This is a genomic window from Ktedonobacter racemifer DSM 44963 (genome assembly GCF_000178855.1).
Classification (GTDB): domain Bacteria; phylum Chloroflexota; class Ktedonobacteria; order Ktedonobacterales; family Ktedonobacteraceae; genus Ktedonobacter; species Ktedonobacter racemifer.
Genome location: NZ_ADVG01000005.1, coordinates 817,598 through 840,036, shown reverse-complemented (window position 1 = coordinate 840,036; position 22,439 = coordinate 817,598). Strand labels below are relative to the sequence as shown.

Sequence of the window (22,439 nt, the reverse complement as noted above, 5' to 3'; positions counted from 1 at the left end):
ACAAAGAAAGACAAAGAGGGCGAAGGGAACACTCCCTTCGCCCTCTTTGTCTTGTCGCCAATGCTAGTTTTCAGTCTCGGAGGTGGGGAGCTCTGGTTGTGGCATTTCATGTTCCGCGAAGGGGCGCCATTTCAAGACAATCGTGCTGAGTGGGGGTAGGGTCAGCAGAATGGAGTGCGGACAGGATTGCCAGTTGCGGGGAACGCTTGGCATATACTGGTTGTTGATAACGCCGCTGCCACCATAGCGCAGATCATCGCTGTTGATAACTTCGTTATAGACGCCGGGATAGGGCACGCCGATGCGGTAACCATAGCGCGGTACGGGCGTGAAGTTGCAGACAAAGATCAGGGTCTCCTCGTCCTTGTGGGCACGCCGCATAAAGGAGATCACGCTATTATCTGAGTCGTGGCAGTCGATCCAGGAGAAGCCCTCACCCTCATAATCGCGCGTGGTTAGTGCTGGCTCTTGCTTATAGAGGGCGTTGAGATCGCGTACAAAGTCCTGCAACTGCGCGTGGTGGGGATCGCTGGGGGCATCCAGCAGGTGCCAGTCCAGGCTCTCCTTAAAGTTCCATTCATGCCACTGGCCAAACTCGCCACCCATGAAGAGCAGCTTCTTGCCGGGATGGCCCCACATAAAGCCATAGAGCGAGCGCAGATTCGCGAAGCGCTGCCAGAGATCGCCAGGCATCTTCGTAGACATCGAGCCCTTCAGGTGGACGACCTCATCGTGGGAGAGAGGCAGAATAAAGTTCTCGCTATAGGCGTACATCAGGGCAAAGGTGATGTTATTGTGGTGATAGCGGCGATGGATGGGATCAAGGTGCATATATTCCAGCATATCATGCATCCAGCCCATATTCCATTTAAAGGTAAAGCCCAGGCCACCCACATAGGTTGGGCGCGTCACCAGCGGCCAAGCCGTAGACTCCTCCGCGATTGTCACCGCGCCTGGAGCCTGGTCATAGACGGCCTCATTAAACTGGCGCAGGAAGTCGACAGCCTCCAGGTGCTCGCGACCGCCATAGTGATTGGGATTCCACTCGCCCGATGGGCGCATATAGTCGAGATAGAGCATCGAGGCGACCGCGTCGACACGCAGGCCATCGATATGATACTCACGCAACCAGAAGAGGGCGCTGCCAATCAGGAAGTTGCGTACCTCGCTCCGTCCATAGTCGAAGACGTAGGTGCCCCAACCCTTATGCTCGCCCTTGCGCGAATCGGAGTATTCATAGAGGTGGGTGCCGTCGAAGTAGCTCAGGGCATGGCCATCTTTGGGGAAGTGTGACGGGACCCAATCCAGGATCACGCCAATCCCCTGCTCATGCATATAATCGACGAAGTATTTGAAGTCCTCGGGTGGGCCAAAGCGGCTGGTGGGAGCATAGAAGCCAGTCACCTGGTAGCCCCAGGAGCCATCGAAGGGGAACTCGGTAATGGGCAGCAGCTCGATATGCGTAAAGCCCAGCTTCTTAACGTGGGTCGCGAGCGACTCAGCCAACTCGCGATAGGTCATAAAGCGGTCCTCTTCCACCGCGCCTTCCTGGTGGCGCTCAGGAATATGGCGCCAGGAGCCCAGGTGGACCTCGTAGATCGACATGGGAGAGTTCAGCTGTTGCCGCTGGGGACGCTGCTCCAGCCACTCCTGATCGCGCCACTGGTACTGCGAGATATCCGCGACAACTGAGGCGGTGTTGGGGCGAAGCTCGAACTGGAAGCCATAGGGGTCCGACTTATCGGTGTGGTAATTATTGAAGCGCGAGCAGATAGCATACTTGTAGAGCGTGCCGGGCTCCAATCCAGGTACAAAGCATTCCCAGACTCCCAGGTCGCCATGGCGTAGCTGCATGGGGGTGGCTTTGCGATCCCACTGATTGAAATCGCCAATGATGGAGACCGCACGTGCATTGGGCGCCCAGAGGGCGAAATTGACACCCGTGACCCCATTCACGGTGCGTGGATGGGCGCCCATTTTCTCATAGATGCGATAGTCTTTTCCCTGACCAAAGAGGTACAGGTCAAAGTCGCTAAAGAGAGAAGGCGCATCCGGCATAGGCTTTATGGGTTGGGAGGGACGCTCTGACTCTCCCGGTTTTTGAGGCGTTTGTGATACCGACATACACGAAAATCCTTATGAAGTTGCATCTTGACGACATACACATGTTTAGCATAACAGATAGGACAAGCTCATTGTGTCTATCCAAGCCGAAATAGAGGTTCTCGATATCTACTACACGATTAAATTGCACCTGGAGAGAGAAAAGGCGAGTAGCATCCTTCTTAATTACTATATCATATCACGTGCCCTGGTAAAAAAAGTGGCAGGTGAGACCGTTCGCCTGGGTTCCACGTGTTGAGAGCAAGAGGGGGTTATATGCCCCAAATCTGGCTGAAAGGTTGATTGAAGATGGCACTTGATCTACAACATATAAAAGAGCAACTTCAGGCAAAAGAGAAGGAGCTTCAAGAGAGCATCGCGGGCCTGACAGAGGCCTACCCGGAACCGGTCGATCCCATCCAGGCCAGCGAGGGGCCCCAGGATTTTGAAGAGATCGCGGTAGATTTCCTGGAGACACAGCAGGAGCAGTCGATCATGGTGAACCAGCAGGCCCTGCTCCAAGAAGTCAGAGATGCCCTCAAACGCATCGAGGATGGTACTTATGGTCGCTGTATCGACTGTGGGCAGCCCATCCCCGAAAAGCGCCTGCAAGCCATCCCCTGGGCATCACGCTGCGTCCAGGACGCGGAGAAAATCGAGAAGAAGAACCTCAGCCGCGAAGAACTCTACGGCGACCGGCGCGAATTCTAAAGGGTATGGTGGCGTGGCGCATGGGCCTCCGACCCATGCGCCACGCCACCATACCCTACTCTCTTCTCAGACCCTTGGGTAAGGTGTGTGGGTAGGCGGCAGGGAGCGACTATGGTACAATGATCAACACATCTGGTCATCTCTGTTGGGGAAAGGAAGAACAAAAACGTGGTTGCCAAACATGCCCGCCTCCACGATGTATGCGCGCTCCTTGCCGCACTTATCGTTATCGGCCTCGATCAGTGGACGAAGGCTCTCGTGGTGGAGAACCTCAGCCCTCCTGGAAGTAAGCCCGACATCTCGCTACTCGGTCCCTACCTGGTGGTTCAATATATTCAGAACAATGGAGCCGCCTTTAGCCTCTTCGCCAATAGCACGCTGTTGATCATCTTGATCTCCGCGGCCATTGCTGTGGTTGTGTATATGTATGCCCGCATGATCAACACGGGTCCAGCGATCTACAAGATTATTCTGGGCTTAATTGTCGGTGGGGCCGTGGGCAACCTGGTTGACCGCGCGCGCCATAGCGGCTATGTGGTCGATTTCCTGGCCTTCCGTATTCCTCAGATTAACTACCGTTTCGCTATTTTTAACGTCGCGGATGCTTTCATTTCCGTCAGCGTCATTTTACTCTTCTTCCTGGTCCTGCTGGGTGGGTGGCGACAGAACGAGGGCGAACAGAAGACAGCAGAGCAGCAGCAGACTGAAGTTGTAAAGAAATAAGGGGACGTTCCCCAGTACATTGAAGGATGAAAGCCAACCATGTCCACGAGTCAAGATACGACAACCGAGAATTTCTTACATTGGGATGTAGAGAGTGAGCAGGTGGGCCAGCGCCTGGATCGTTTCCTGGTCTCAGTGCTGGACGGCGTTTCGCGCTCTGGCGTCCAGCAACTCATCGCCGACGCCCTGGTCCTTGTCAATGGCAAGGTCAGCAAGCCTGGCTATGTGTTGCGCCTCAAGGATAGGGTCACCGCTCTGCGTGCAACCCCCGCTTCGCAAATGAAACAGGTGACGCCCCAGAACCTGCCGCTGGAAGTCGTATTTGAGGATGACGATCTCTTGATCGTGAATAAGGCGGCTGGCATGGTGGTACATCCCGCGCCGGGTAACTACGAGGGGACCCTGGTCAACGCGTTGGTCGCGCACTATCCCGAATTGCAGCAGGATGAGGGCGACATGCGCCCGGGCATCATTCACCGCCTGGACAAAGATACCTCCGGCCTGCTGATGGTCGCGAAGAATGCCCAATCTCAGGCTGCGCTCATCGAGCAGATGAAGCAGCATAAGATTATTAAGCGCTACCTGGCCCTGGTCGAGGGGAATGTTGAGCTGGACCAGGGAAGCATCGATGCGCCCATTGGTCGCGATACGCGCCACCGGCAAATGATGGCCGTGACGCTCACGGAGGGGCGCGACGCCGTGACGCATTTCCGTGTCTTGCAGCGCTTCAGAAAACATACCCTGGTCCTGGTCCAGATCGTCACCGGGCGCACGCACCAGATCCGAGTCCATTTTCAGGCTATTAAACACCCCGTCGCCGGAGATCAGACCTATGGGTCGGGCCATCGCATCCCCAACGTCAAGCTCGAGCACCAGTTTCTCCATGCCTACCAGCTCGAACTCACTCATCCCCGTACTGGCGAATCCCTGCATATCGAGGCTCCCTTACCCCCTGACCTCCAAAAAGTCCTGGATAACGAGGCTATCTTATAGGCGCCTGGAAAAATTCAGTTGCTCATGTTATACTAGGTTGCGTAGTAGTAAATGCTGTACGCAGCCTATCTTCTTGTAGCGCCTCTTCCCAGACACTTCACAACACAATACATTCGCTACAACCAGTATTTTTCCTCAACAGACGGCTCGCAAGCTCTATCTTCTATGGGTAACTTTACCCTCTGGCGAGAGAGAATATTTTTTTACACAGACATTTCGCCTGGAAAACGTAGCTTTCGTTCGCGAGGAGAGGAGAACGCGCTTATGCCAGTCTTAGCCAGAGATGACGAATTGGATATTACTCCACGAAGCCTGGTGCGGCACCGGCCTATTCTACATACAGAGAACAAAACAGCGAAGAAACGCAAGACGACGTCAAGCGTTCAACCACCGCCACCGGCACCTCCCTCCCTACGTGCCTCCCGTACACAGGACATTCCCACGACCGAGAACGTCATGACGCAACCCGAAGCAGAGACCGAAGACGTCATACCCTTCACCCAGGCTGGCACCAGAAACGACAAGTCGCACGTGCTTGTGCGGAAACAACCGCCAAAGAGTACGCGGCGCCTCTCACCCTGGCAGCGTTTACGCCCGCAGGGGCCTGCATCTCCATTGCTCTATCTAGGCCTGGGCATGTTTGCCATGCTGCTCCTCTGGATAGCGCTGAACGCAGCCTTAAACTGGTATACGACCTTTCTGGACGACTGGCATTATGGACGCCCCCGCACCTTTCAAACGGATGCCTGGGTGGGACACAACGAGCAAACCGGCCATCCTAGCCACTTTATCGCCATCAATCTCAATCGACATATTCAAATTATTGAGCTACAGGGAGGCGATGCCGCCAAGGCACGCATCTACATGGGGCCCCAACTCTACGGTGCCAGTGACGACCTCGTCCCCATCACACTGCGCTTCGCCGACCTCAATAACGACCGCAAACCCGATATGATCGTCTCCTTCCAGCAAACGCAGATCGTCTTCCTCAATGATGGCCAGGGCTTCCGCCAGGTCCAGCCCACTGAAGAGCCACAGATCGAGCAAGCTTTGCATAAGCTGGGAAGCTAACGCAGGTTCAAAAGGAGTTTATATAAATTGGCAGGCTGTTCTAAAAGAGAACAGCCTGCCAATTTAAACGTAACGTTTCAGTTGGGTAAGTCTTTGACATCGGAGCCAGCTTCGCCGACAGTCCAGATCCGCACAGTTTTGTCATCGGAGCCGGAAGCAATCCTCGAATCACCACCCAACCAGGCGACAGTGTTGACTCCAGCGCTATGTCTGCGATAGGTATAGGTGGGAGCTGCTTGCGTCGCATTCCAGATCTGCACACTGCCATCAGCGGAAGCGGAAGCAATGTGTGTGCCATCAGGGGACCAGGCCACGCCATGCACCGCGGCTGTATGGCCAGTATAAGTCAGTGACCCCATCGCTGAAGCGAGGGGCTTGCGTCTGGACTCCACCGCAACTCGGCATACCTTGAGAGGCGTGCCGCTTTGGCTTCGCTGTCCGACGTATCAGGGGCTACCGACAACAGCCCCGTTCTGGCCCAGTCTTGCCAAACCAGAAGCGTTCGCAGCACCAGATTCCTCGCTCCCACCAGATCCGCATGGAGCGTGTAATGGCAGTTCTGACAGACAAAGACGAGGCCCTTGCCTGGCCGATTGGCCCGCGCGGTGTGCCCGCACCTGGGGCAAGCCTGGCTGCTGTAATCGGCATCGACTTTGGTGGCCACTGAGCCGGCGAGCATCGCCTTGTAGGCAATCATGGCCTGCAGTTGGGCAAAGGACCATTGGGAGCGCCGCCGGTTTTCCCTGCGCTGCTTGGGGGAGACCAGCTCGCTGCTTTTGCCTTGCTTTGTGCGCCGGTGCCTCTTTGGCTTGGTGCGCTCTCGAATGTCTGTTAGCTCTTCCAGCCCGATGAGGGACGCGGGGTGCCTGTGGATGATGCGCTTGGAAATGCAGTGGTTGGTCTCAGCTTTCAACCGTCTCTCTCGCTGCTCAATCGCACGCACTTTGCGCATTGCGCCGCGAGTGCCTTTCTGCTGAAGTCGTTTTCTCAGGCGGGTGTAGTGGTCAGCTTGGGCAACCGCCTCTTTGCCCAAAAAGAAGAGAGGATCACCCGAGCCAGTAGTGGTCGAGGTCACCGCCAGGTACCGCCGTCCGACGTCCACCCCAACCACTTGGGGGAGGTCGCCTGGCTCGGGGTCGGGCAGTTCCAGGGAGAGCGCCACCAGCAAGTAGAAGCGCTTTTTCCGCTGGTCATACCACAACTGCGCCGTACCGATGGAGGTTCCCTGCTCGATGAGGGCCACATGGCGCTCGTAGCCGCTGTAGGGAAGGATCAGCCGACCGGAGAGGGTCAGGACCGAAACGCGCTGCTCGGTTTTGAAGCCGTAGTCCCGGCCCTGCTGATAGGTCACGGTGGGAGAGAGATAGCGGGGCGGCTGGTCGAGTCCTTTGTAGCGTTTCTTGGTCACCCCGGCCTTGCGGCTGGCGGCATGCTTTTTGTATTTGGTCCACAAGCCCTTGTAGGTCGCTCCTACCTGGCGAGGGACAGAACAGGCCATCTGCGCCGGCAAGGCGTAGAGCACCCGAAGCTCTTGATAGGTGCCCTCCTGCAAGCGCCTTTTGCTGCTCATTTTGCCATGTTCGAAGGCGTAGCGGCTGACATAATTCAGCGCGTCGCGATAGGCCAGCTGCAGGTTACGAAGCTGGGCGAGCTGCTCGCTGGTGGTGTGCAACTTGAGTTTGGCAATGATGGTTTGTTTCATAGTCTACTTTTCTTTTTGCGGGGCAGCGAACCGGAAAGGCTCCCCCTCCGTTGCCCCACTCCGACAAGGAACGCCTGCTTCCTCCCCGCGTTTGAAAACGGGGGCATCCGCAGGCGATGTCCGGTGAAAACATGGCTCTCATCACTCGCGTTCGAGATCTGTGCGGTGCCATCAGCGGAAGCGGAAACAATATGTTCATCACTCATGGGGGACCAGGCAAGGCTCAAGATCGCACCTTTATGTCCTCGGTAGGTCGAAATGATGTGTCCATCTATTGGATTCCAGACAAACACATTTTTTTGTGCACCACCAAAAGCGATGCGATCGCCACCAATGGACCAGGCAACTGTATAGATTGCTCCAGCCTGTTTTATTGTAGTAAGCGTCTTGCCAGTCTGCGCATCCCAAACCTGCACACTCCCATCGGTAGAGGCCGAAACAATTTTCTTTCCATCTGGCGACCAAGCGACAGCTCGTACCTCTCCTGTATGGCCAGTATACGTCAGAACCGCATCTATGGTATTTGTAATGGACGAGATCTGTACAGTACCGTCAGCAGAAGCCAAGACAAAGTACTTGCCATCAGGAGACCATGAGACACCGTTGACGGCCCCTTTATGCCTGTAGGAACTGGAAAGATTATTCCCATGGGCATCGGGATCACCGCCTAAATCGATCACTTGCACCGTACGATCGGCGGAAGCCGAGGCCATGTACATATCATGAGCGTGCCATGCGATGTTATAGACTGGGCCAGAATGGCCCGCGTAGATATCGTCGGACGCAGTACTCAGGCCATCCCATAGTTTCCCCAATAAGAAAGATGTCCCTGCACATATCATCCCCGTTGCGAGTGTGCCAATGCCAGCTATCGCAAGCGCTTTTCGGCGCGTAAAGCGTTTAGGTGGCGCTGGAGGCACCGGGGGCAGAGAGATCCGAGGATACCCCTGTGGGGTTGGCGGTTTCCAGATGTGACTGACGTTGTGTTGTATGTCTATTCGCTGCTTGATCCGATTCAGTTCTTCGGCAACTGCTTGCACACTGCCTGGTCGCGCAATGGGATTGGGTGAGAGCATCCGGGTCACCAGGCCAGCCAGTTCCATGCCATGAGCCTGGTGGTCTAGATGGAGAGGGGGCAGGCTTCCCGGGTTGTCTGAGGGATCATAGCCGGAGAGTAACTGGTACAGGAGCGCGCCCAGGCTGTAGATATCAGCCTGCGGTGTGGTCTGCGCGCGTCCATACTGCTCGGGGGCCGCGTAGCCTGGGGAACCCAGTGGCTGCGTATCCCGGCCCTGGCCGGGCCTGAAATGGCGCGCGATGCCAAAGTCGATCAGATAGAGCGTTCCTGTGAGCGTGCGCATGATGTTGCTGGGCTTGAGATCACGGTAGATGAGTGGTGGCTGGCGGTTATGTAAATATTTTAGTATCCTACATAGTTGTAAGCCCATCGAGAGAATCTCTTCCAGTGAGAGATGTTTCCCCTGTTCTTTCCATGTTGCCAGGTGGCTTTCCAGCGTGCGTCCCGCGACATATTCCAGCACGAGATACCAGTGGTCCTGGTCTCTGAAGTGATCGTAGATGAGTGGCACCTGGGGATGACTGAGCGTAGAGAGGATGCTCACTTCGCGATTGAACGTATCAGTGGCCTCAATTGCCTCTTCGGCGCTTAATCCTTGCAAGTTAATCTGCTTAATAGCCACAGGTCGTCCATCCTCGCGCGTATCTCTGGCGCGATAGACAACGCTGAATCCACCCGACCCAAGCAGTTCACCTAGCTGATAGCGCCCGTGTAATAGGGATGCATTTCCTTCATCCATATGCTCTTGTTCGGCAGCCAGGTATTGCCCGCAGGAGAAGCAATAGGCAACCGTCGATTCATTGGCGGCCCCACATACCTGGCAGAAAAGGATGGATATCATAGCAGTTGCCATCCTCCCTAAAAAAAGTTTTTAGATTGTTTCGATTCTTTGTCTGATTATAGGGCTGGGAGGCCGCTGGAAGCAAGATAAGACGAGGTATATCGCCGAAATTTTTCTTGTAAAAAGCGCTGTTCGCTCTATCGCTCATGTCTATTCAGGTTTCTGCCCGAAATCTTCTGCTTTGCAAGCGGACAGAGACAAAAAAACGAGGCGCCCGCTGTGAGATAGTATCATCATGACACAGCGGGCGCCTCGGCTCTACGTCAGAGTATGAAGCAGCAATGTGGCGTGGGCCACGGGTGCTACTTGTTCTTCTTCATGGTCTTCTCGGCGGTGGTAACCTTGCTGCGGGTGTGCTCTGCGCCCTGAGCGGCCTGCGAGAGTACGGCACCAACGGAGAAGCCAACGCGCTTGCGCGCGGGGATGGTGATCTGATCGCCACCGCGAATGGACTTCACTTTGCGGGGGGCGACATCGCGCAGGTTCCAGGTACCAAAGCCCATCAAGCGTACTTCGTGTCCCTGGGAGACATCCTCGCGGACGACGTCGGTGAAGGCATCGATAATCTTGCTGGTCTCCTTCAAATTCATGCCAGCCTTCGCGGCGACCTGGTGAATCAGTTCGTCTTTACCAATCACGGTATGTTCCTTGGATGTGCTTTTCATTTGTATGTCACTCCTTCTACTGTGTTGTTTGTGCAGGGCATAGCTGAGCCTCTGCTCATTACGACAACGCGCTCAATTGTCGGGTCTGTCACCGTCTCGTAAAAAGTGACAGACAACGTTTCTTCTTTGCGCGTTGGAATGGTGCTACCTTCCACTACCACTATACAAAGGCCCACCAAATGCTATGGGTGACATAAGCAAAAGTAGATATCCCTTCAACGAATTTACTACCTGTCTTCCTGGGCATGCAAGCTCATTCACACTACGTGCAAGCCTGCATACAGGAGAAACATTTCCCTCAAACCTGGATGATGACGCAAACTTTCCGCCTTGTGGCACGTGTACCTACCAGCGCTCTATCAGCAACTTCTCGCCCGATACAACGTACATAGAAGAGGAAGGCATATATGTAGCTACGCGGCTGTGGTCTACTTCACAGCATTGAAGATGTAGTATGCACTATGCTTCTGTTTTCTGGTGGTCGTGGTTAGCGGCGCGCCCGCGCCGCTAACCACGACCACTATGAACTCCGCGAAGCGCCGCAGGCACTGAGAAGTTTGCAAGAAGATTTTGCCGAAAAGAGGAATGAATAAAATATGGAGAATCGTTTCTACCCGCTTCCCCAGCTCGATCTTGAGCGCCTGGCACGCGACCTGGAAGGTCAGTTTACACACCAGGGATACCAGGTGCAGCACTTTGGCACACGCGAGCAGGTCGCCGTCCAGATCCGCAAGGGGGGAGAAATTGAAGGGCTGGTCGGCCTCCAGGCCGCGCTCACCGTCTCGCTGCAAAGGGTGCAGGGAGGCATTACCGCCTCTATCGGCGAGCATCAATGGCTCGATAAGGCCGCGGTCGGCGCGATAGGTATGTTCTTTCTCTGGCCCCTGATGATCACCGCGGGCGCCGGACTCATTCGCCAGGCGGGCCTGGAGACCCAGATCTATAACGCGCTCGATGCCGCGGTCTACCACCAGACCGGCCGTGGTCCCCAGCCCCAGGGGGCACAGCAGCGCCAGGGGGCACCACAACCCTCTGCACGACCAGCGCAACCCCAGCAGGTTCCCTGCTCCCAGTGCCAGGCCCTCAATGACGCGGACGATGCCTTCTGCTCCTATTGTGGCAAGTCCCTCCAGCAAGCGCAGCCCCAGGCGCCCAAACAGTGCGAGCAGTGCGGTGCCCAGCTCAAGCCAGACGCCGCCTTCTGTGCAAAATGCGGCCATGCCGTCGCACGAGAGGAGTCCAGGCAATAATAGTTGATGATGTGGTGTTCCCTGGTGGCCGCAGGCCGCCAGGGAACACCACATCATCAATTTACGACTGGCGCAACGCCTGGCGTCGCTGCCAGTTGTCGGCGAAGAGGTCGAAGAAGACCTCCTGGCGGGGATGCTGCGCGACCGCCTCTTCATCCAGGGTGACGCCCAGGCCCGGACCCTGGGGCAGGGCGAAATAGCCATCGATCACCTCGGGATTACCGGGCGCGACCGACTTTACCCACTCATCAGAGAAGTCGTTGAAGTGTTCCTGAATCTTGAAGTTTGGTGTCGAGGCCGCGAAGTGCAGTGCCGCCGCCGTCGAGATGGGGCCGCCGACGTTATGTGGCGCCATGAGCATATAGTAGTTCTCGGCCCAGGCGGCCAGTTTCTTGGTCTCCAGAATGCCGCCAAAGTGGGTAATATCGGCCTGGAGGTAGTCGGCGGCCTGGAGTTCGATGACTTCGCGGAAGTCAAAGCGCGTATGGATGCGCTCGCCCGTGGCCACTGGGATATTAATCTGCTCAGCCGCTTTCTTCAGGGCCGCGGCGTTCTCGGGTGGTACTGGCTCCTCAACCCAGGATGGCTCAAAGCGCTCCAGCTCGCGGGCAATGGCGATGGCGGTGGTGGGATTGAAGCGTCCATGCATCTCGATCAGAATCTCTACATCGGGACCCACGGCATCGCGCACGGCCTCAACCAGGGAGAGCGAGCGCAGGCGCTCCTCGCGCTCCAGCTCATAGAAGCCCGCGCCAAAGGGATCAAATTTTAGCGCGCGATAGCCTTTCGCCACTACACGTTTGGCCGCGGCATGAAACTCCTCGGGCGTGCGCTCGACGGTATACCAGCCGTTGGCATAGGCCTTGATCTGCTCGCGAACCGCGCCCCCCAGTAGTCGGTACACGGGCTTATTAAGTGCCTTACCTACGATATCCCAGCAGGCCATCTCAATCGTCGAAATCGCGGACATAGCGATCTCGCCTGCCCGGGCAAAGTCATGGCGGTACATGCGCTGGACCAGGTCCTCAATATTAAAGGGATCATGCCCCAGGATATGGTTGGTCGCGGCCTCGTTCAAATAGCCCAGCAAGGCATCCGTATGGTTGAGCATACGCACTTCGCCCAGGCCCTCAAGCCCCTCGTCCGTCTTTACACGCACAATGGTAATATTGCGCCAGGGGCTACCGACAACATGGGTTTGAATGCCGCTAATCTTCATTGACTGTTCCTTTCTCTTCATGGACGACTGGGAGGGCCAGGCCCTCAGCTCGCAGTTGGGAGGTCGTGACCTCGGGATAATAACGCTGCAAGAGATCCAGGCCGATGCGCGCCCGGCGCACGCGTTCACGGGTGAGCGCGATGGCGGTGGCCTCGATATGCGAGCCGGAGGGATAGAGATTGGACGCATTGCGCAGGCCAAATTTGATGTAGACTGGGGCGGCAATGCGTATGATCTCGGGAATCTCATAGAGGCGCACAAAGCCGCCGACATCGTCGGGCGCCTCCACATAAATATCCAGGGGGATATCCACCGCCTGGCGAATGGCAGCGATCTGCGCCAGGGTCAGATCGGTCGGCAGGTTGAAGGTATTGGCGCCCAGGCGCTCCAGCAGGCGCACGGAGGCCGGGTTGGCCGCGGCGATCATGACGCTGATTTTGAACTGCATGTTTCTGGGAAGCTCGCCCTGCTGGCGCATCTCATTGGCGACCCAGAGCGCCCCCTCGTCGGCAAGCAGGACGCTACGAATACCCAGCTCAGCCGCGCGCCTGACATCCTCCAGGCAGTAGACCAGTTGCTCCTGCCCACGTAGCTTGGGCGCGATCGACTTGCCTCCGCTGGAGAGCGCCATAGCGCTGGTATCCCAAGCCGCGTTGGGGCGCGCGAAGAGACTGACTTCCATGCCAACAGCGGCGGCGGTGCGTGCCATCGCGCGAATCTCGCCATCGGTTTGCAGCATGACGCCGCTGCCCTGTGAGACGCGATGCACGGTGACGCTATAGCGTTGGGCCTCCTCCAGCAATGCCTCCAGGGCCTGGGGACCCTCGGTGCTGGGAATTTCAATTCTGTATTGCGCCCCATCGGGGAAGCGCTTGGTGCTTGTAGGTAAGTCGTGCGCATCGCCTGGGGGCAGACCCAGGCTGGTGAGAAAACGTCGTGTGGCCTCCATGCACACCAATCCTTTCTGTGCTACTTCTTTGTATGCTCAATAACGATTTTCAGGCTCTCCTGGCGAAAGAAGCAAACTATTTGTGCTCGCATATACATTTCAGCACCTGAATCTGGTATGATGCCAGAGAAATCTCTCTGGCATTGGCAAGAACGGTCGCGTGACACACGCATTGACAGGACCTTGCCAGCCGGGTATAGTGCTTATGTATTATTGTATGACAAATGAGGCTATGATGGCAAAAGAATTTCCCGCGCTGGAGCGCGCGAGTTTATATAAGCAGGTGGCGCGCCAGATTGGGCTGAGCATTATACGCCGGGATTATCTGCCGGGCGAGGCGCTGGCGAGCGAGCCGGAACTAAGCGTACAACTCAATGTGAGCCGAACCGTCTTGCGCGAGGCCTTGAAGACGTTGAGCGCCAAGGGGTTGGTAGAAGCGCGGCCCAAGATCGGCACCCGTGTACTGCCGCGTGCGCGCTGGAATCTCCTCGATCCCGAGATCCTGGCCTGGCATTACGAGGCGGGACCAGACACCGAATTCCTGCGCGCCCTTTCTGAGGTCCGCCTGATGCTGGAGCCAATGGCGGCGCGCCTGGCGGCAGACCGTGCCACCGAAGAGGAAATCGCGGAGATTGCGCACTGCTGCCAGGAGATGGCAGCAGTCACAGACGACGCTGAGAAATATATTGCCATCGATCTACACTTCCACCTGCTCATCTGCGACGCCGCCCATAACGAACTCCTGCGCAGCATTATGCAGACCCTCTCGCAGGCCATGCGTGCCAGTCGCCTGGTCACCGCCCAGATTCCCGGCGGAAACCGCGAGGCCATGCCACTACATACCAACATTGTACAGGCCATCCAGCAGCGCGACGGGTCCGCCGCCGAGCTAGCCGCACGCACCCTGATCGAGCTCACCATGCAGGATATCTCCCGCGTTTTGGAGGGCGAGCCGGTCCGTGAGTAATGCGAAAAAAGGCTTTGCATCACCCCAAAACGGCGCTCTCCCTTGACAATCTCTCGCCTGCATGGTATTGTGTACCATGCAGTACACAATTAAGAGAGGGAGAGCATGGGGCGACCAAGTGATGCAAGGCAGCGGCTGATTGTGGCCGCGCGAGAGGTGATTTACGCGCAGAGCTACGAAGCGGTGAGCGTGGATGAGTTGTGCGCGGCTGCGGGGGTCAATAAGAGCAGTTTTTATCACTATTTCTCCTCCAAGCAGGATCTTGTGCTCGTTGCCCTTGAGAGCCAGTGGCAGCAGCTCGAAGAGACCTATCTGAAACCAGCCTTCGCCGATCACCTCCCACCACAAGAGCAGATCTTGCGCCTTTTTGAACTGATGCTCCAGGGACAGCAGGCTCAGAAGGAGAGAAGCGGGCATATGTATGGTTGCCCTGTCGGAAATCTCACGCTAGAAATGAGCACCCTGGATGAGGTCATGCGTGAGCATACAACGCGCATTTTTCAGCGCTGGCTTGCCTACTTAGAACGGATGCTGCGCGAGGCGAAAGCCCAGGGCAGTGTTCCCGCGACCCTTGACACCGCCCTCACCGCTCAAGCCCTGCTCGCCTACTTTGAAGGTGTGCTCTTGCTCGCCAAAGGTCTCAACGATCCCGCACTTATCCAGTCTTTGCGCATGGGCGTACTCGCTTTGATGCAGTATCAAGGCGCGCCCGCCAGGGAAATCTAATTTTTTTGTCCTCATTGTGTACTAAGTAGTACACAATGAGGATGTTTGTCAGGGAAAGGAATACAATGCGTATATCATCTCGTGGAAGGTCAGTGATTACGCTGATCATCACCTGCCTGGGAACGTTTCTGGTACTCCTGGACCCTTCGATTGTTGTCACGGCTCTCCCTACCATCCAGGGTGACCTACATACCAATCTCGCGGATCTGCAATGGGTCGTTGACGCGTTCACTCTGCCCTTTGCGGCCCTGATGCTGACTGGTGGAACACTTGGCGACCGCTTCGGACGCAAGCGCTTCTTTCTGCTTGGGATGGCGCTGTTCCTGCTTGGCTCGACGTTCTGTGGGTTTGCCTCAACCCTTAGTTGGCTTCTCTTTGGTCGCGTGATACAGGGTATGGGTGCGGCCGCGCTTGCTCCAGGAAGCCTGGCAGTGCTGGCTTCAGCCTTTCCCGAGCCACAGGCACGTGCGCGAGCCATCGGCATCTGGGCTGGCATTTCGGGGCTGGGCCTCGCTATAGGGCCACTTGCTGGTGGCTGGCTGTTAGCAATCGCAAGTTGGCCCGCGATCTTTTTTGTAAATCTGCCCTTTGGGCTCTTCGCGCTGATCTTGAGCATGCTTATCCTGGCTGAGTCACGCAATCCTAACGCCCGAGACATTGATCTATGGGGTCAGGTGCTTGTAACTGGCTTTCTCTTTTGCCTGGTTATGGCGCTTATTGAAGGGTCCACGCTCGGGTGGACCTCACCCTTGATCCTGGGATTCTTCGCTAGCGCTATTGTCCTGCTGGCGACCTTTCTGCTGGTCGAAGCTTGCGTGCGTGAGCCGATGGTCCCCTTACAGTATCTTAAAATGATGACCACTATGCCTATGTGCCATCCGTTCAGACGGCCAGCCGTCTGGGGAGAACTGCGGCTCCCACTACTCCTCGCCCCACTTGCAAAGGGTCGGAGCTACTTTTGCGTAAGATGTTGTACGATCCGTTGATATCGGCATGAATGAGGCGTCCATCCCTGGCACGATACCAACTGCGCGCCACACGCTTGCCTGAGAACACCGGCTTTTCAGCAGCGTTGGCCTCATAGGTTGGGATGGGGTCATCGTCCAGAAAACTGGCCTTGCTGGTGTAGCTTTCTTCTTGAAGGATGACCCTGATCCCAACCAGGTGCGCTTTGTAGGTCAACTGCTCAATGAAACGAGCATGGGGAAGCTGCACAAACTGCTGGTTGTTCTTGCGCCCCATGGTCACCTCTTGTTTCCACAAGGGATTCTTGCCAATCACCAGCGTTCCGATGCCTTCGCTGACCAACAGATCAATGATCCGACGGCTAGCCGTGTGCAGATACGCATCCACACGGCGATTGCGCTTCGTCGTCACACGATCCAGGGAGCGGGAGGTATATCGGTTCTCATGCGCGAGGCGTTGCTGCTGCTTGGCCCGCTCTTTGTTGTAGCACTGATTCAGGCTTTTGAGGGGTTTGCCACTCACCAGACGAGGCACAAAGCCAGGTTTGTCGCTGGTGATGGCTGCGAGCACATTGACACCCACATCCACGGCGGCTCGAAGCTGTGGGTTGACCGCAGCAGGTTGGATCTCCTGCTCATAGACGACTTCGACCATGTAGCCATCAGCGCGTGGAACGATGCGAACCTGCCGGATGGCTTCCCAGGTGATCTGGGTCATAATTTCGATGGGCAATCCTGATGGGACCAGCTTGCCTGTGCGCTTGAATACCCTCTTGCCCAGGGCTTTTTTCTCGTAGATGAGCAGGAAACGGCCCTTGGTCTTGTCTTGATAGCCAGGAAGCTTGGGGCGTCCCGTGAAGGGAGAGGGGTCTTCGCGGTAGGCCTCCATCACGCGCAAAAAAGCTGCCCCAATTGTGGTGAAGTTGAATGAGGATGGCGTTACTGACTTTGCGAGGCAGGGCACAATAGGCCTCATGGTGTTTCAAGCGATGGAAGATGGCAGCGTAGGGCAGGTAGGTTCCCTCGTGAATGAAGGCTTGCCGGACGTGGTAATTGGCCTGGTTGTACAGGTTTTTGGAGGCAAAGGCCGCCTGGTCAATGACCGCAAAGCGTGCATCCTGGTGACGAATGAGATGTCGTTCGACCAACTGCATCTGGTGGCCTCCTCCTTTTCCAACAACACGTCCTTTGAGTCGATGTGCCTCTCTCTTGTTCTTTGATTGAAGAACATTCTTTCCAACAGAACTCTACCAGAGACGCCTTCATTTGTCAACATCTGGCATACTTTCTTGGAAACGTTTTTAACACCTCTTTCGCAATCGTGTCTTCTCGGTTGCCAATGTGACCAGTATCGTTCTTGGCTTTGCGATGATGGGGTCCCTGTTTTTCCTGGTGCAGTTCTTGCAGAATGTGCAGGGGTATACGGCGTTTGAGACCGGGCTGCGTACCTTGCCAACCAGCGTGAGCATGTTCGTGGTAGCTCCATTTGTAGGACGGCTCATGGCTCGCATTGGTCCGCGCCCGCTGATCCTCCTGGGAGCGCTGTTTGCGGCGACCTCGTTGTTCTGGATAGCTGCGACGCTCCAGCCTGACGCGAGCTATGCTCTGCTCTGGTGGCAAATTGCTCTCTTCGGTATCGGCTGTGGCTTCATGATGACTCCCCTGACAGCAGCAGTGCTTGCCGCCACACCTCAGGAGCGCTCTGGCCTGGGTTCATCACTACTGAATACAAGTCGTCAGGTAGGCATTACGTTAGGTGTTGCGGTTCTGGGGGCTATTGTTTCGCAGCAATTCCCCGAAAACATCGCCGCTCAACTCACTCAGCACGGCCTTCCTACCTCAACAAGTGCAACGATGGCAAAGCAGCTCGCCGCTGGACATCAGGCTTTCCAGGCGGGTCACCTTTTCCCCGCGACAGTCTTGCACCATCTCATCGGGCAGGCATTTGTGGACGCTTTACGTGCTACATTTTTCATATCTGCCATAGGCTTGCTCGTTAGCGCGGTGTTGGTTGTATTCTTCTTACGACGTGCGCAGCCTGCCCGAGTTGAAGTGCCTGTCTTGTACGAGGCACCCGCAGCCCATATTCCCCAAGCAGGTATAGGGGTGGAAGTGATCGAATAGAGGGGCAATGCTCGCGGCCTGGCAAAAGAAAATGAGGGGTGGATGCGCATGCGCGCATCCACCCCTCATGGTGAACGATGGTGAACAACGGAGGCGATAGGTGTCTATCGGGATGTGTAAATTCAGTTGCCCCAGACATCCACCAGGTAGCGATTGCGGTCTACCAGCACCTGGTGCCACTGCTGCGCCTCTGAGGCGTCCTTGCCGGTCTGCTCCTGGTAGATACGGGCGAAGGTCGCCTGCACGTCAGGTGCCATCTGGCTGGCATCGCCACAGACGTAGATGATGGCTCCCTGCTCCAGTAGCTCCCACACGCGCGCGCGCTGCTCCCAGAGCTGGTGCTGGACGTAGACCTTCTGCTCCTGCTCGCGGGAGAAGGCAGTATGCAGTTCGGTCACGCCCTGCTGCTCAAAGGTCTTCAGTTCGTCCTCGTAGAGGAAGTCCTGGCGCGAATGGCGGCAGCCGAAGAAGAGCAGGCTGGGGCCAACCGACTGACCCGCCTCGCGTTGGGCGGCGCGCTCCTGCAAGAAGCCACGGAAGGGGGCCAGGCCGGTGCCAGGACCAACCATGATCAAGGGTGTACTTGCATCCTCTGGCAGGCGGAAGGTTGACTTGGTGTCGCGCACAAAGGCGTAGGCGATCTGGCCCGGCTCCAGGTTCTTCAGGTAGTTGGAGCAGACGCCCTGGTACGCACCATGTCCCGACCAGGCTGGCTCGTCGATGACGCCAACGGTGATGCTACACTGCTCGGCGTCCTTGAGGGGCGACGACGAGATGGAGTAGTAGCGTGGCCGAATCGGCGGCAACATCTCCAGATACATGTGGAAGGGCAGCTCGCTGGCTGGATTATCCTCCAGGAGGTCGATCAGGGTCTTGCGCTTGGCCAGGACCTCTTCACGATAGCGGGCCGCGCTGGCCTCATCGTCGCCACAGAGGGCCAACAGGCGCATCTTTTCCGGCGGACACTCGGTCTGCTCGGCCAGGACCTTGATCTGCGTGCGGGTCGCGACCTCCTGAAGCTCGACATAGTCGGCGAGCAGGTCGAAGACGCGCACCGGCTCATTAATAGGCAAGTGCGTGCGGCGCTCATCGCCCTGGCGCAGGCGAATCTTGGCATCTTCCGCGAAGTGGAAGTGGGCCGCGACACGCCTGACCATCTCCGGTGTATTGCGCGCAACGACGCCCAGGTGGTCGCCAGCGCGATAGGCACTACCCGTGGGGAGCGCCAGCTCAACGTGACGCGTGGAGCGCTCCGCCTCTTTGCTATTCAGCTCGCGATTGGCCACGACGCGCATGCCGTGCGCGCCGAAGGAGGCGACAAAGGGATTGGGAGCCTCCGTCTCGGTCAGGACCTCTACCTCGTAGCGAGGACCCGTGGCCGCGTCGCTGGCGCCGAGGTCCAGGTTGAGTGTCTGCCCTAACTCGCTCCAGAGCAACTGGTACCAGGCCTGGAACTGACCATCGAAGTCATCGGCGGCGTCGCCCTCGCCGCGAGGATAGATGCGCTGCGCGCCATACTGCTCCAGGCGGCTATCGACGAGGCGCGGAATGGCCTGGAAGGTCGCGAACCAGTCATGGTTACCACTGCCAAAGACAGTATATTTGACCCCCTTAAGGGAGTTGGCAGCCATATCTTCCTGAAGCCAGGCGCAGAATGCAGCAGCGTTATCTGGCGGGGTCCCGTTATAGGACGAGGTGACCACGACGACCACGCCCTCGGTGGGGAGCTTACGTGTATAGTCGTCCAGCGAGGCCACCTGGGCGTCGAAGCCGCGCAGCTTGCCATCTTCCATGATTGTATGCGCCAACTCCTCGGAGGTCCCCATGTTCGAGCCATGCAGGACAAGTAACGGCGTGTGGTGCTGGTTGGCGACTACCTGCGCCTTCTTCTCCTCGCGAGTGGCAGTCACTTCAACTGGCTTGACGAAGCCTTGCAGGTTGCGTTCGGCGTCACTGCGTTTGCGCACCTTCATCGTGAAGCCCTCGGGCTTAAGGGTCAGCGTCTGCTTGATCTTGAGCTCATAGTTATGGGGATCAAGCAGGTTGAAGCGCTGGAGGATCTGTCCCAGGACCAGGGTGGCCTCCTGCATGGCGAACTGGCGTCCGATGCAGGCACGTTCGCCATTGCCGAAGGGCTTATAGGCATTGGCCGGGCGGCTGGCCTCGGCCTCGTGGCTAAAGTGGTCCGGGTTGAACTCGTCGGCGTCCTCGCCCCAAACGCTCTTGTCGCGGTGGAGCATGGGAATAAGGATGGCCCATTCGCTATCTTTATCCATGCGATACTTGTCGCCAACGACTGTCTCTTCATAGGGATAGACCGAAAAGAGGGGCGCGGTCGGCCAGAGACGCAGGCTCTCCTTGAGAATCTGCGAGACATATTGCAATTTATTGATCTGCTGGAATGTGGGTTTGGCCGAGGTATCGGGTCCCAGTACGCGATCCACCTCGTCATAGGCCTTCGCCAGGACCTCGGGATGCTTCAATAGGAAGTAGAGCGAGAAGGAGAGCAGACCACTTGTAGTCTCATGTCCGGCGATCAGGAAGGTAATGATCTGGTAGCGGATATTGACATCGTTGAGACCCTCGCCCGACTGCTTATCAACGCCACTGAGCATATAACTGAGCAGGTCTTTCTTCTGCGCGTTCTCGCCACCGGCCTTGCGCTCGCGAATGACCTGGTCCACCAGGTTGTTCATGAAATCCACATCGGCCTGGAACTGGCGATGCTTATTGACCATCAGCTTCTCTTGCAGTGCCAGGCGACGGCCACGCGCCATCGACTCGCCCAGGGCGTTGCCCATGCTCTGGATGAAGGGGTGCAGGTCTTCGCGATAGAACGAGTTGAAGCGATAGTCAAAGCCGCACAGGCCAATGGTGTCGAGGGTCAGGCGGGTCATGTCGCTGACCACGTCGATCTCTTCGTTAGCGTTCATGCGCTCCCACTTGCCCAGAAGCTGTTCCGCGATGTCCTGCATCATGGGAATATAGCCCTGCATGGCGCGCATACTGAAGTTTGGCAGCAGAATATTGTGGGCTTTGTGCCAGTTCGCCTCCTGGGTATAGGCGGTAAAGAGGCCATCGCCCGCGAAGGCGCGCACATTTTGTAGTGGCCGCCAGACGCGTTTATCGAAGCGTGTCTCGTCGCTGAGTTCGTCGGCTAACTCAAAGCCTGAGACGATGACGGTGCGACGACCGGGGATTTCTAGCTGATAGATAGGTCCCAACTCGCGAGCCAGGTCCATCATACTCAGCGTGGGAAGCGCATGATCGAGAGAGTACAGGTTCCCCACCAGTGGTTTTTTTTGTGGTTGGGGAATAGACACGAGTGTCTTTTCTTCTATTTGCATAACTCTATCCAACTCCTCTCAGCAGTAGAGGGTTTTACCAGATCAAGGTAGTACGTAGCAGGCAGGAAGCTTTATGCCTCTGGCTTGCCTTTCAATCGTGTGAGCGAAGCTAGCCGCTGCTAAGATCTTATTCCGAAACCCAACGTCACTTTCGTGACTAGCGCTTCCCCCATTCGGGGACACGCGCACTCAGGGTTTTCGGATCAGTAGTAAGCGGCGTTCACGATTGCTTTTCAAGGCTGTTGCCGGTCAGCACCTGTTCGGGAAGTCCGTGGCGCAATAGAAACAGCATTTGCGCCACAATTTTGTCGGGATCGGCCTCCTCATGCTCCAGCCACTGCGCAATACCTTGCGTAATCATCCCTGTTACAAAGCAAATTTGCATGGAAAAATCGTAGCCCACCAGTGGTTCCTTCTCATGTGCGGCGGTCAGGATCGACGTTAAGATCTCGGCGATGGCCGTCTGCACGCGAGAGATGCGGGCATATTGCATATCCGCGTGGAAGGCGATCCGAAAGAGATCGCGCTGAGCATAGGCGTAGCGGAAAATCGCTTGCAGGACCACCAGGAGCGACTGCCCTTCCTCCTCAACTGCTTGCTGGACACGCTGACGCGTCTCGCTGAAGCATTCGTGGAGAAGCGTGGTAAAAGCCTCATCCTTGTCGCGAAAGTGCAGGTAGAAGGTCCCTACACCAATATCCGCACGCTCGGCAATTTCAGCTATGCTCGCGGCATGATAGCCACGAGCTGCGAAGACCTGGCGTGCGGCCGCCAGAATATCGGCCCTGGTGCGCGCCCGACGCCGGGAGCCTCGTTTTTCCTCCAGGTTGTGTGGTGTAACTGAATTATCATTCATAAACTGAATTATAGTTCACTACCTTTGATATGTCAAGGATCTGGGAGAATATTTATGCCTTCGAGCCTACGGCGCCCGAGCTTGCGAGCCAGGAAGAGAAACCTTGACGGGAGACATTAGGCTATGCTAATATCCGACTAGTACACTAG

The 22,439-nt window shown here is 56.7% G+C and carries 17 protein-coding genes and 2 pseudogenes; 9 read left to right on the top strand and 10 right to left on the bottom strand.

Features of this window, described 5'->3' with window-relative positions; translation table 11 throughout:
- Nucleotides 1–63: 63 nt before the first annotated feature.
- A complete protein-coding gene (glgB, locus tag KRAC_RS57665) occupies nt 64–2,124 on the bottom strand; it encodes a 1,4-alpha-glucan branching protein GlgB (protein ID WP_007922909.1) in 2,061 nt (686 codons plus the stop codon).
- A 288-nt stretch (nt 2,125–2,412) separates the two neighbouring features.
- Here glgB and KRAC_RS64710 point away from each other — a divergent pair, with 288 nt between their 5' ends.
- From KRAC_RS64710 to KRAC_RS64705, 4 genes are all read left to right on the top strand, one after another.
- The gene (locus tag KRAC_RS64710; protein ID WP_007922902.1) at nt 2,413–2,814 is read left to right on the top strand and encodes a TraR/DksA family transcriptional regulator; all 402 of its coding nucleotides are present in this window, start codon (nt 2,413–2,415) and stop codon (nt 2,812–2,814) included.
- Nucleotides 2,815–2,982: 168 nt separating this feature from the next.
- A complete protein-coding gene (gene lspA, locus KRAC_RS57655; protein ID WP_007922901.1) occupies nt 2,983–3,537 on the top strand; it encodes a signal peptidase II in 555 nt (184 codons plus the stop codon).
- 39 nt (nt 3,538–3,576) lie between these two features.
- Nucleotides 3,577–4,530 carry an RluA family pseudouridine synthase gene (locus KRAC_RS57650; RefSeq protein WP_007922900.1) on the top strand — a complete coding sequence of 318 codons (954 nt, stop codon included), beginning with the start codon at nt 3,577–3,579 and terminating at the stop codon, nt 4,528–4,530.
- Between the two features lie 264 nt (nt 4,531–4,794).
- A complete protein-coding gene (locus KRAC_RS64705) occupies nt 4,795–5,601 on the top strand; it encodes a hypothetical protein (RefSeq protein WP_007922894.1) in 807 nt (268 codons plus the stop codon).
- A gap of 77 nt (nt 5,602–5,678) precedes the next feature.
- Here KRAC_RS64705 and KRAC_RS57640 read toward each other — a convergent pair whose 3' ends face one another.
- The 4 genes from KRAC_RS57640 to KRAC_RS64695 form a co-directional block, all read right to left on the bottom strand.
- On the bottom strand, nt 5,679–5,960 hold the full coding sequence (locus KRAC_RS57640; protein ID WP_007922892.1) for a WD40 repeat domain-containing protein: 282 nt from the start codon (nt 5,958–5,960) through the stop codon (nt 5,679–5,681).
- Nucleotides 5,948–7,303 carry an RNA-guided endonuclease InsQ/TnpB family protein gene (locus KRAC_RS57635; protein WP_007922890.1) on the bottom strand — a complete coding sequence of 452 codons (1,356 nt, stop codon included), beginning with the start codon at nt 7,301–7,303 and terminating at the stop codon, nt 5,948–5,950. The genes KRAC_RS57640 and KRAC_RS57635 overlap by 13 nt, the downstream gene beginning before the upstream one ends.
- Nucleotides 7,300–9,222 carry a serine/threonine-protein kinase gene (locus tag KRAC_RS64700; protein ID WP_007922887.1) on the bottom strand — a complete coding sequence of 641 codons (1,923 nt, stop codon included), beginning with the start codon at nt 9,220–9,222 and terminating at the stop codon, nt 7,300–7,302. The genes KRAC_RS57635 and KRAC_RS64700 overlap by 4 nt, the downstream gene beginning before the upstream one ends.
- A 302-nt stretch (nt 9,223–9,524) precedes the next feature.
- The gene (locus KRAC_RS64695) at nt 9,525–9,887 is read right to left on the bottom strand and encodes an HU family DNA-binding protein (protein ID WP_007922885.1); all 363 of its coding nucleotides are present in this window, start codon (nt 9,885–9,887) and stop codon (nt 9,525–9,527) included.
- 596 nt (nt 9,888–10,483) lie between these two features.
- Here KRAC_RS64695 and KRAC_RS64690 point away from each other — a divergent pair.
- Nucleotides 10,484–11,137: a zinc ribbon domain-containing protein gene (locus KRAC_RS64690; protein ID WP_007922884.1), complete on the top strand. Its 654-nt coding sequence runs from the start codon at nt 10,484–10,486 to the stop codon at nt 11,135–11,137.
- Nucleotides 11,138–11,198: 61 nt separating this feature from the next.
- On the opposite strand, the gene KRAC_RS57615 is transcribed toward KRAC_RS64690, so the two are convergent.
- Both KRAC_RS57615 and KRAC_RS57610 read right to left on the bottom strand, forming a co-directional pair.
- The gene (locus KRAC_RS57615; RefSeq protein WP_007922882.1) at nt 11,199–12,356 is read right to left on the bottom strand and encodes a mandelate racemase/muconate lactonizing enzyme family protein; all 1,158 of its coding nucleotides are present in this window, start codon (nt 12,354–12,356) and stop codon (nt 11,199–11,201) included.
- Complete coding sequence (locus tag KRAC_RS57610) at nt 12,346–13,305, bottom strand: U32 family peptidase (RefSeq protein WP_007922880.1); 960 nt, start codon at nt 13,303–13,305, stop codon at nt 12,346–12,348. Before KRAC_RS57610 ends, KRAC_RS57615 begins: the two co-directional genes overlap by 11 nt.
- A gap of 232 nt (nt 13,306–13,537) precedes the next feature.
- Between KRAC_RS57610 and KRAC_RS57605 the strand changes: the two genes are divergently transcribed.
- The 3 genes from KRAC_RS57605 to KRAC_RS68630 all read left to right on the top strand — a co-directional run bounded on the left by KRAC_RS57605 (nt 13,538) and on the right by KRAC_RS68630 (nt 15,984).
- The gene (locus tag KRAC_RS57605; RefSeq protein ID WP_169461081.1) at nt 13,538–14,272 is read left to right on the top strand and encodes a FadR/GntR family transcriptional regulator; all 735 of its coding nucleotides are present in this window, start codon (nt 13,538–13,540) and stop codon (nt 14,270–14,272) included.
- Nucleotides 14,273–14,377: 105 nt separating this feature from the next.
- Nucleotides 14,378–14,998: a TetR/AcrR family transcriptional regulator gene (locus KRAC_RS57600; RefSeq protein ID WP_007922877.1), complete on the top strand. Its 621-nt coding sequence runs from the start codon at nt 14,378–14,380 to the stop codon at nt 14,996–14,998.
- A gap of 65 nt (nt 14,999–15,063) precedes the next feature.
- Nucleotides 15,064–15,984: an MFS transporter gene (locus tag KRAC_RS68630; RefSeq protein ID WP_083815271.1), complete on the top strand. Its 921-nt coding sequence runs from the start codon at nt 15,064–15,066 to the stop codon at nt 15,982–15,984.
- Here the strand turns inward: KRAC_RS68630 and KRAC_RS57595 are convergent.
- A pseudogene (locus KRAC_RS57595) lies at nt 15,881–17,117 on the bottom strand (RNA-guided endonuclease InsQ/TnpB family protein). The gene KRAC_RS68630 and the pseudogene KRAC_RS57595 overlap by 104 nt on opposite strands.
- Before the next feature lie 166 nt (nt 17,118–17,283).
- Between KRAC_RS57595 and KRAC_RS57590 the strand changes: the two are divergent.
- Nucleotides 17,284–18,087: pseudogene (locus KRAC_RS57590) on the top strand (MFS transporter); the annotation flags it as partial.
- A 122-nt stretch (nt 18,088–18,209) separates the two neighbouring features.
- Here the strand turns inward: KRAC_RS57590 and KRAC_RS57585 are convergent.
- Both KRAC_RS57585 and KRAC_RS64685 read right to left on the bottom strand, forming a co-directional pair.
- On the bottom strand, nt 18,210–21,434 hold the full coding sequence (locus KRAC_RS57585; RefSeq protein ID WP_007922873.1) for a bifunctional cytochrome P450/NADPH--P450 reductase: 3,225 nt from the start codon (nt 21,432–21,434) through the stop codon (nt 18,210–18,212).
- 220 nt (nt 21,435–21,654) lie between these two features.
- Nucleotides 21,655–22,290: a TetR/AcrR family transcriptional regulator gene (locus KRAC_RS64685; protein WP_007922868.1), complete on the bottom strand. Its 636-nt coding sequence runs from the start codon at nt 22,288–22,290 to the stop codon at nt 21,655–21,657.
- Between the last annotated feature and the right edge of the window lie 149 nt (nt 22,291–22,439).

Excerpts from the sequence above, each read along its gene's own strand:
- glgB (WP_007922909.1), bottom strand. The coding sequence starts at position 2,124 with ATGTCGGTATCACAAACGCCTCAAAAACCGGGAGAGTCAGAGCGTCCC.
- KRAC_RS64710 (WP_007922902.1), top strand. The coding sequence starts at position 2,413 with ATGGCACTTGATCTACAACATATAAAAGAGCAACTTCAGGCAAAAGAG.
- KRAC_RS57650 (WP_007922900.1), top strand. The coding sequence starts at position 3,577 with ATGTCCACGAGTCAAGATACGACAACCGAGAATTTCTTACATTGGGAT.
- KRAC_RS64705 (WP_007922894.1), top strand. The coding sequence starts at position 4,795 with ATGCCAGTCTTAGCCAGAGATGACGAATTGGATATTACTCCACGAAGC.
- KRAC_RS57640 (WP_007922892.1), bottom strand. The coding sequence starts at position 5,960 with ATGGGGTCACTGACTTATACTGGCCATACAGCCGCGGTGCATGGCGTG.
- KRAC_RS57635 (WP_007922890.1), bottom strand. The coding sequence starts at position 7,303 with ATGAAACAAACCATCATTGCCAAACTCAAGTTGCACACCACCAGCGAG.
- KRAC_RS64700 (WP_007922887.1), bottom strand. The coding sequence starts at position 9,222 with ATGATATCCATCCTTTTCTGCCAGGTATGTGGGGCCGCCAATGAATCG.
- KRAC_RS64695 (WP_007922885.1), bottom strand. The coding sequence starts at position 9,887 with ATGAAAAGCACATCCAAGGAACATACCGTGATTGGTAAAGACGAACTG.
- KRAC_RS64690 (WP_007922884.1), top strand. The coding sequence starts at position 10,484 with ATGGAGAATCGTTTCTACCCGCTTCCCCAGCTCGATCTTGAGCGCCTG.
- KRAC_RS57615 (WP_007922882.1), bottom strand. The coding sequence starts at position 12,356 with ATGAAGATTAGCGGCATTCAAACCCATGTTGTCGGTAGCCCCTGGCGC.
- KRAC_RS57610 (WP_007922880.1), bottom strand. The coding sequence starts at position 13,305 with ATGGAGGCCACACGACGTTTTCTCACCAGCCTGGGTCTGCCCCCAGGC.
- KRAC_RS57605 (WP_169461081.1), top strand. The coding sequence starts at position 13,538 with ATGATGGCAAAAGAATTTCCCGCGCTGGAGCGCGCGAGTTTATATAAG.
- KRAC_RS57600 (WP_007922877.1), top strand. The coding sequence starts at position 14,378 with ATGGGGCGACCAAGTGATGCAAGGCAGCGGCTGATTGTGGCCGCGCGA.
- KRAC_RS68630 (WP_083815271.1), top strand. The coding sequence starts at position 15,064 with ATGCGTATATCATCTCGTGGAAGGTCAGTGATTACGCTGATCATCACC.
- KRAC_RS57585 (WP_007922873.1), bottom strand. The coding sequence starts at position 21,434 with ATGCAAATAGAAGAAAAGACACTCGTGTCTATTCCCCAACCACAAAAA.
- KRAC_RS64685 (WP_007922868.1), bottom strand. The coding sequence starts at position 22,290 with ATGAATGATAATTCAGTTACACCACACAACCTGGAGGAAAAACGAGGC.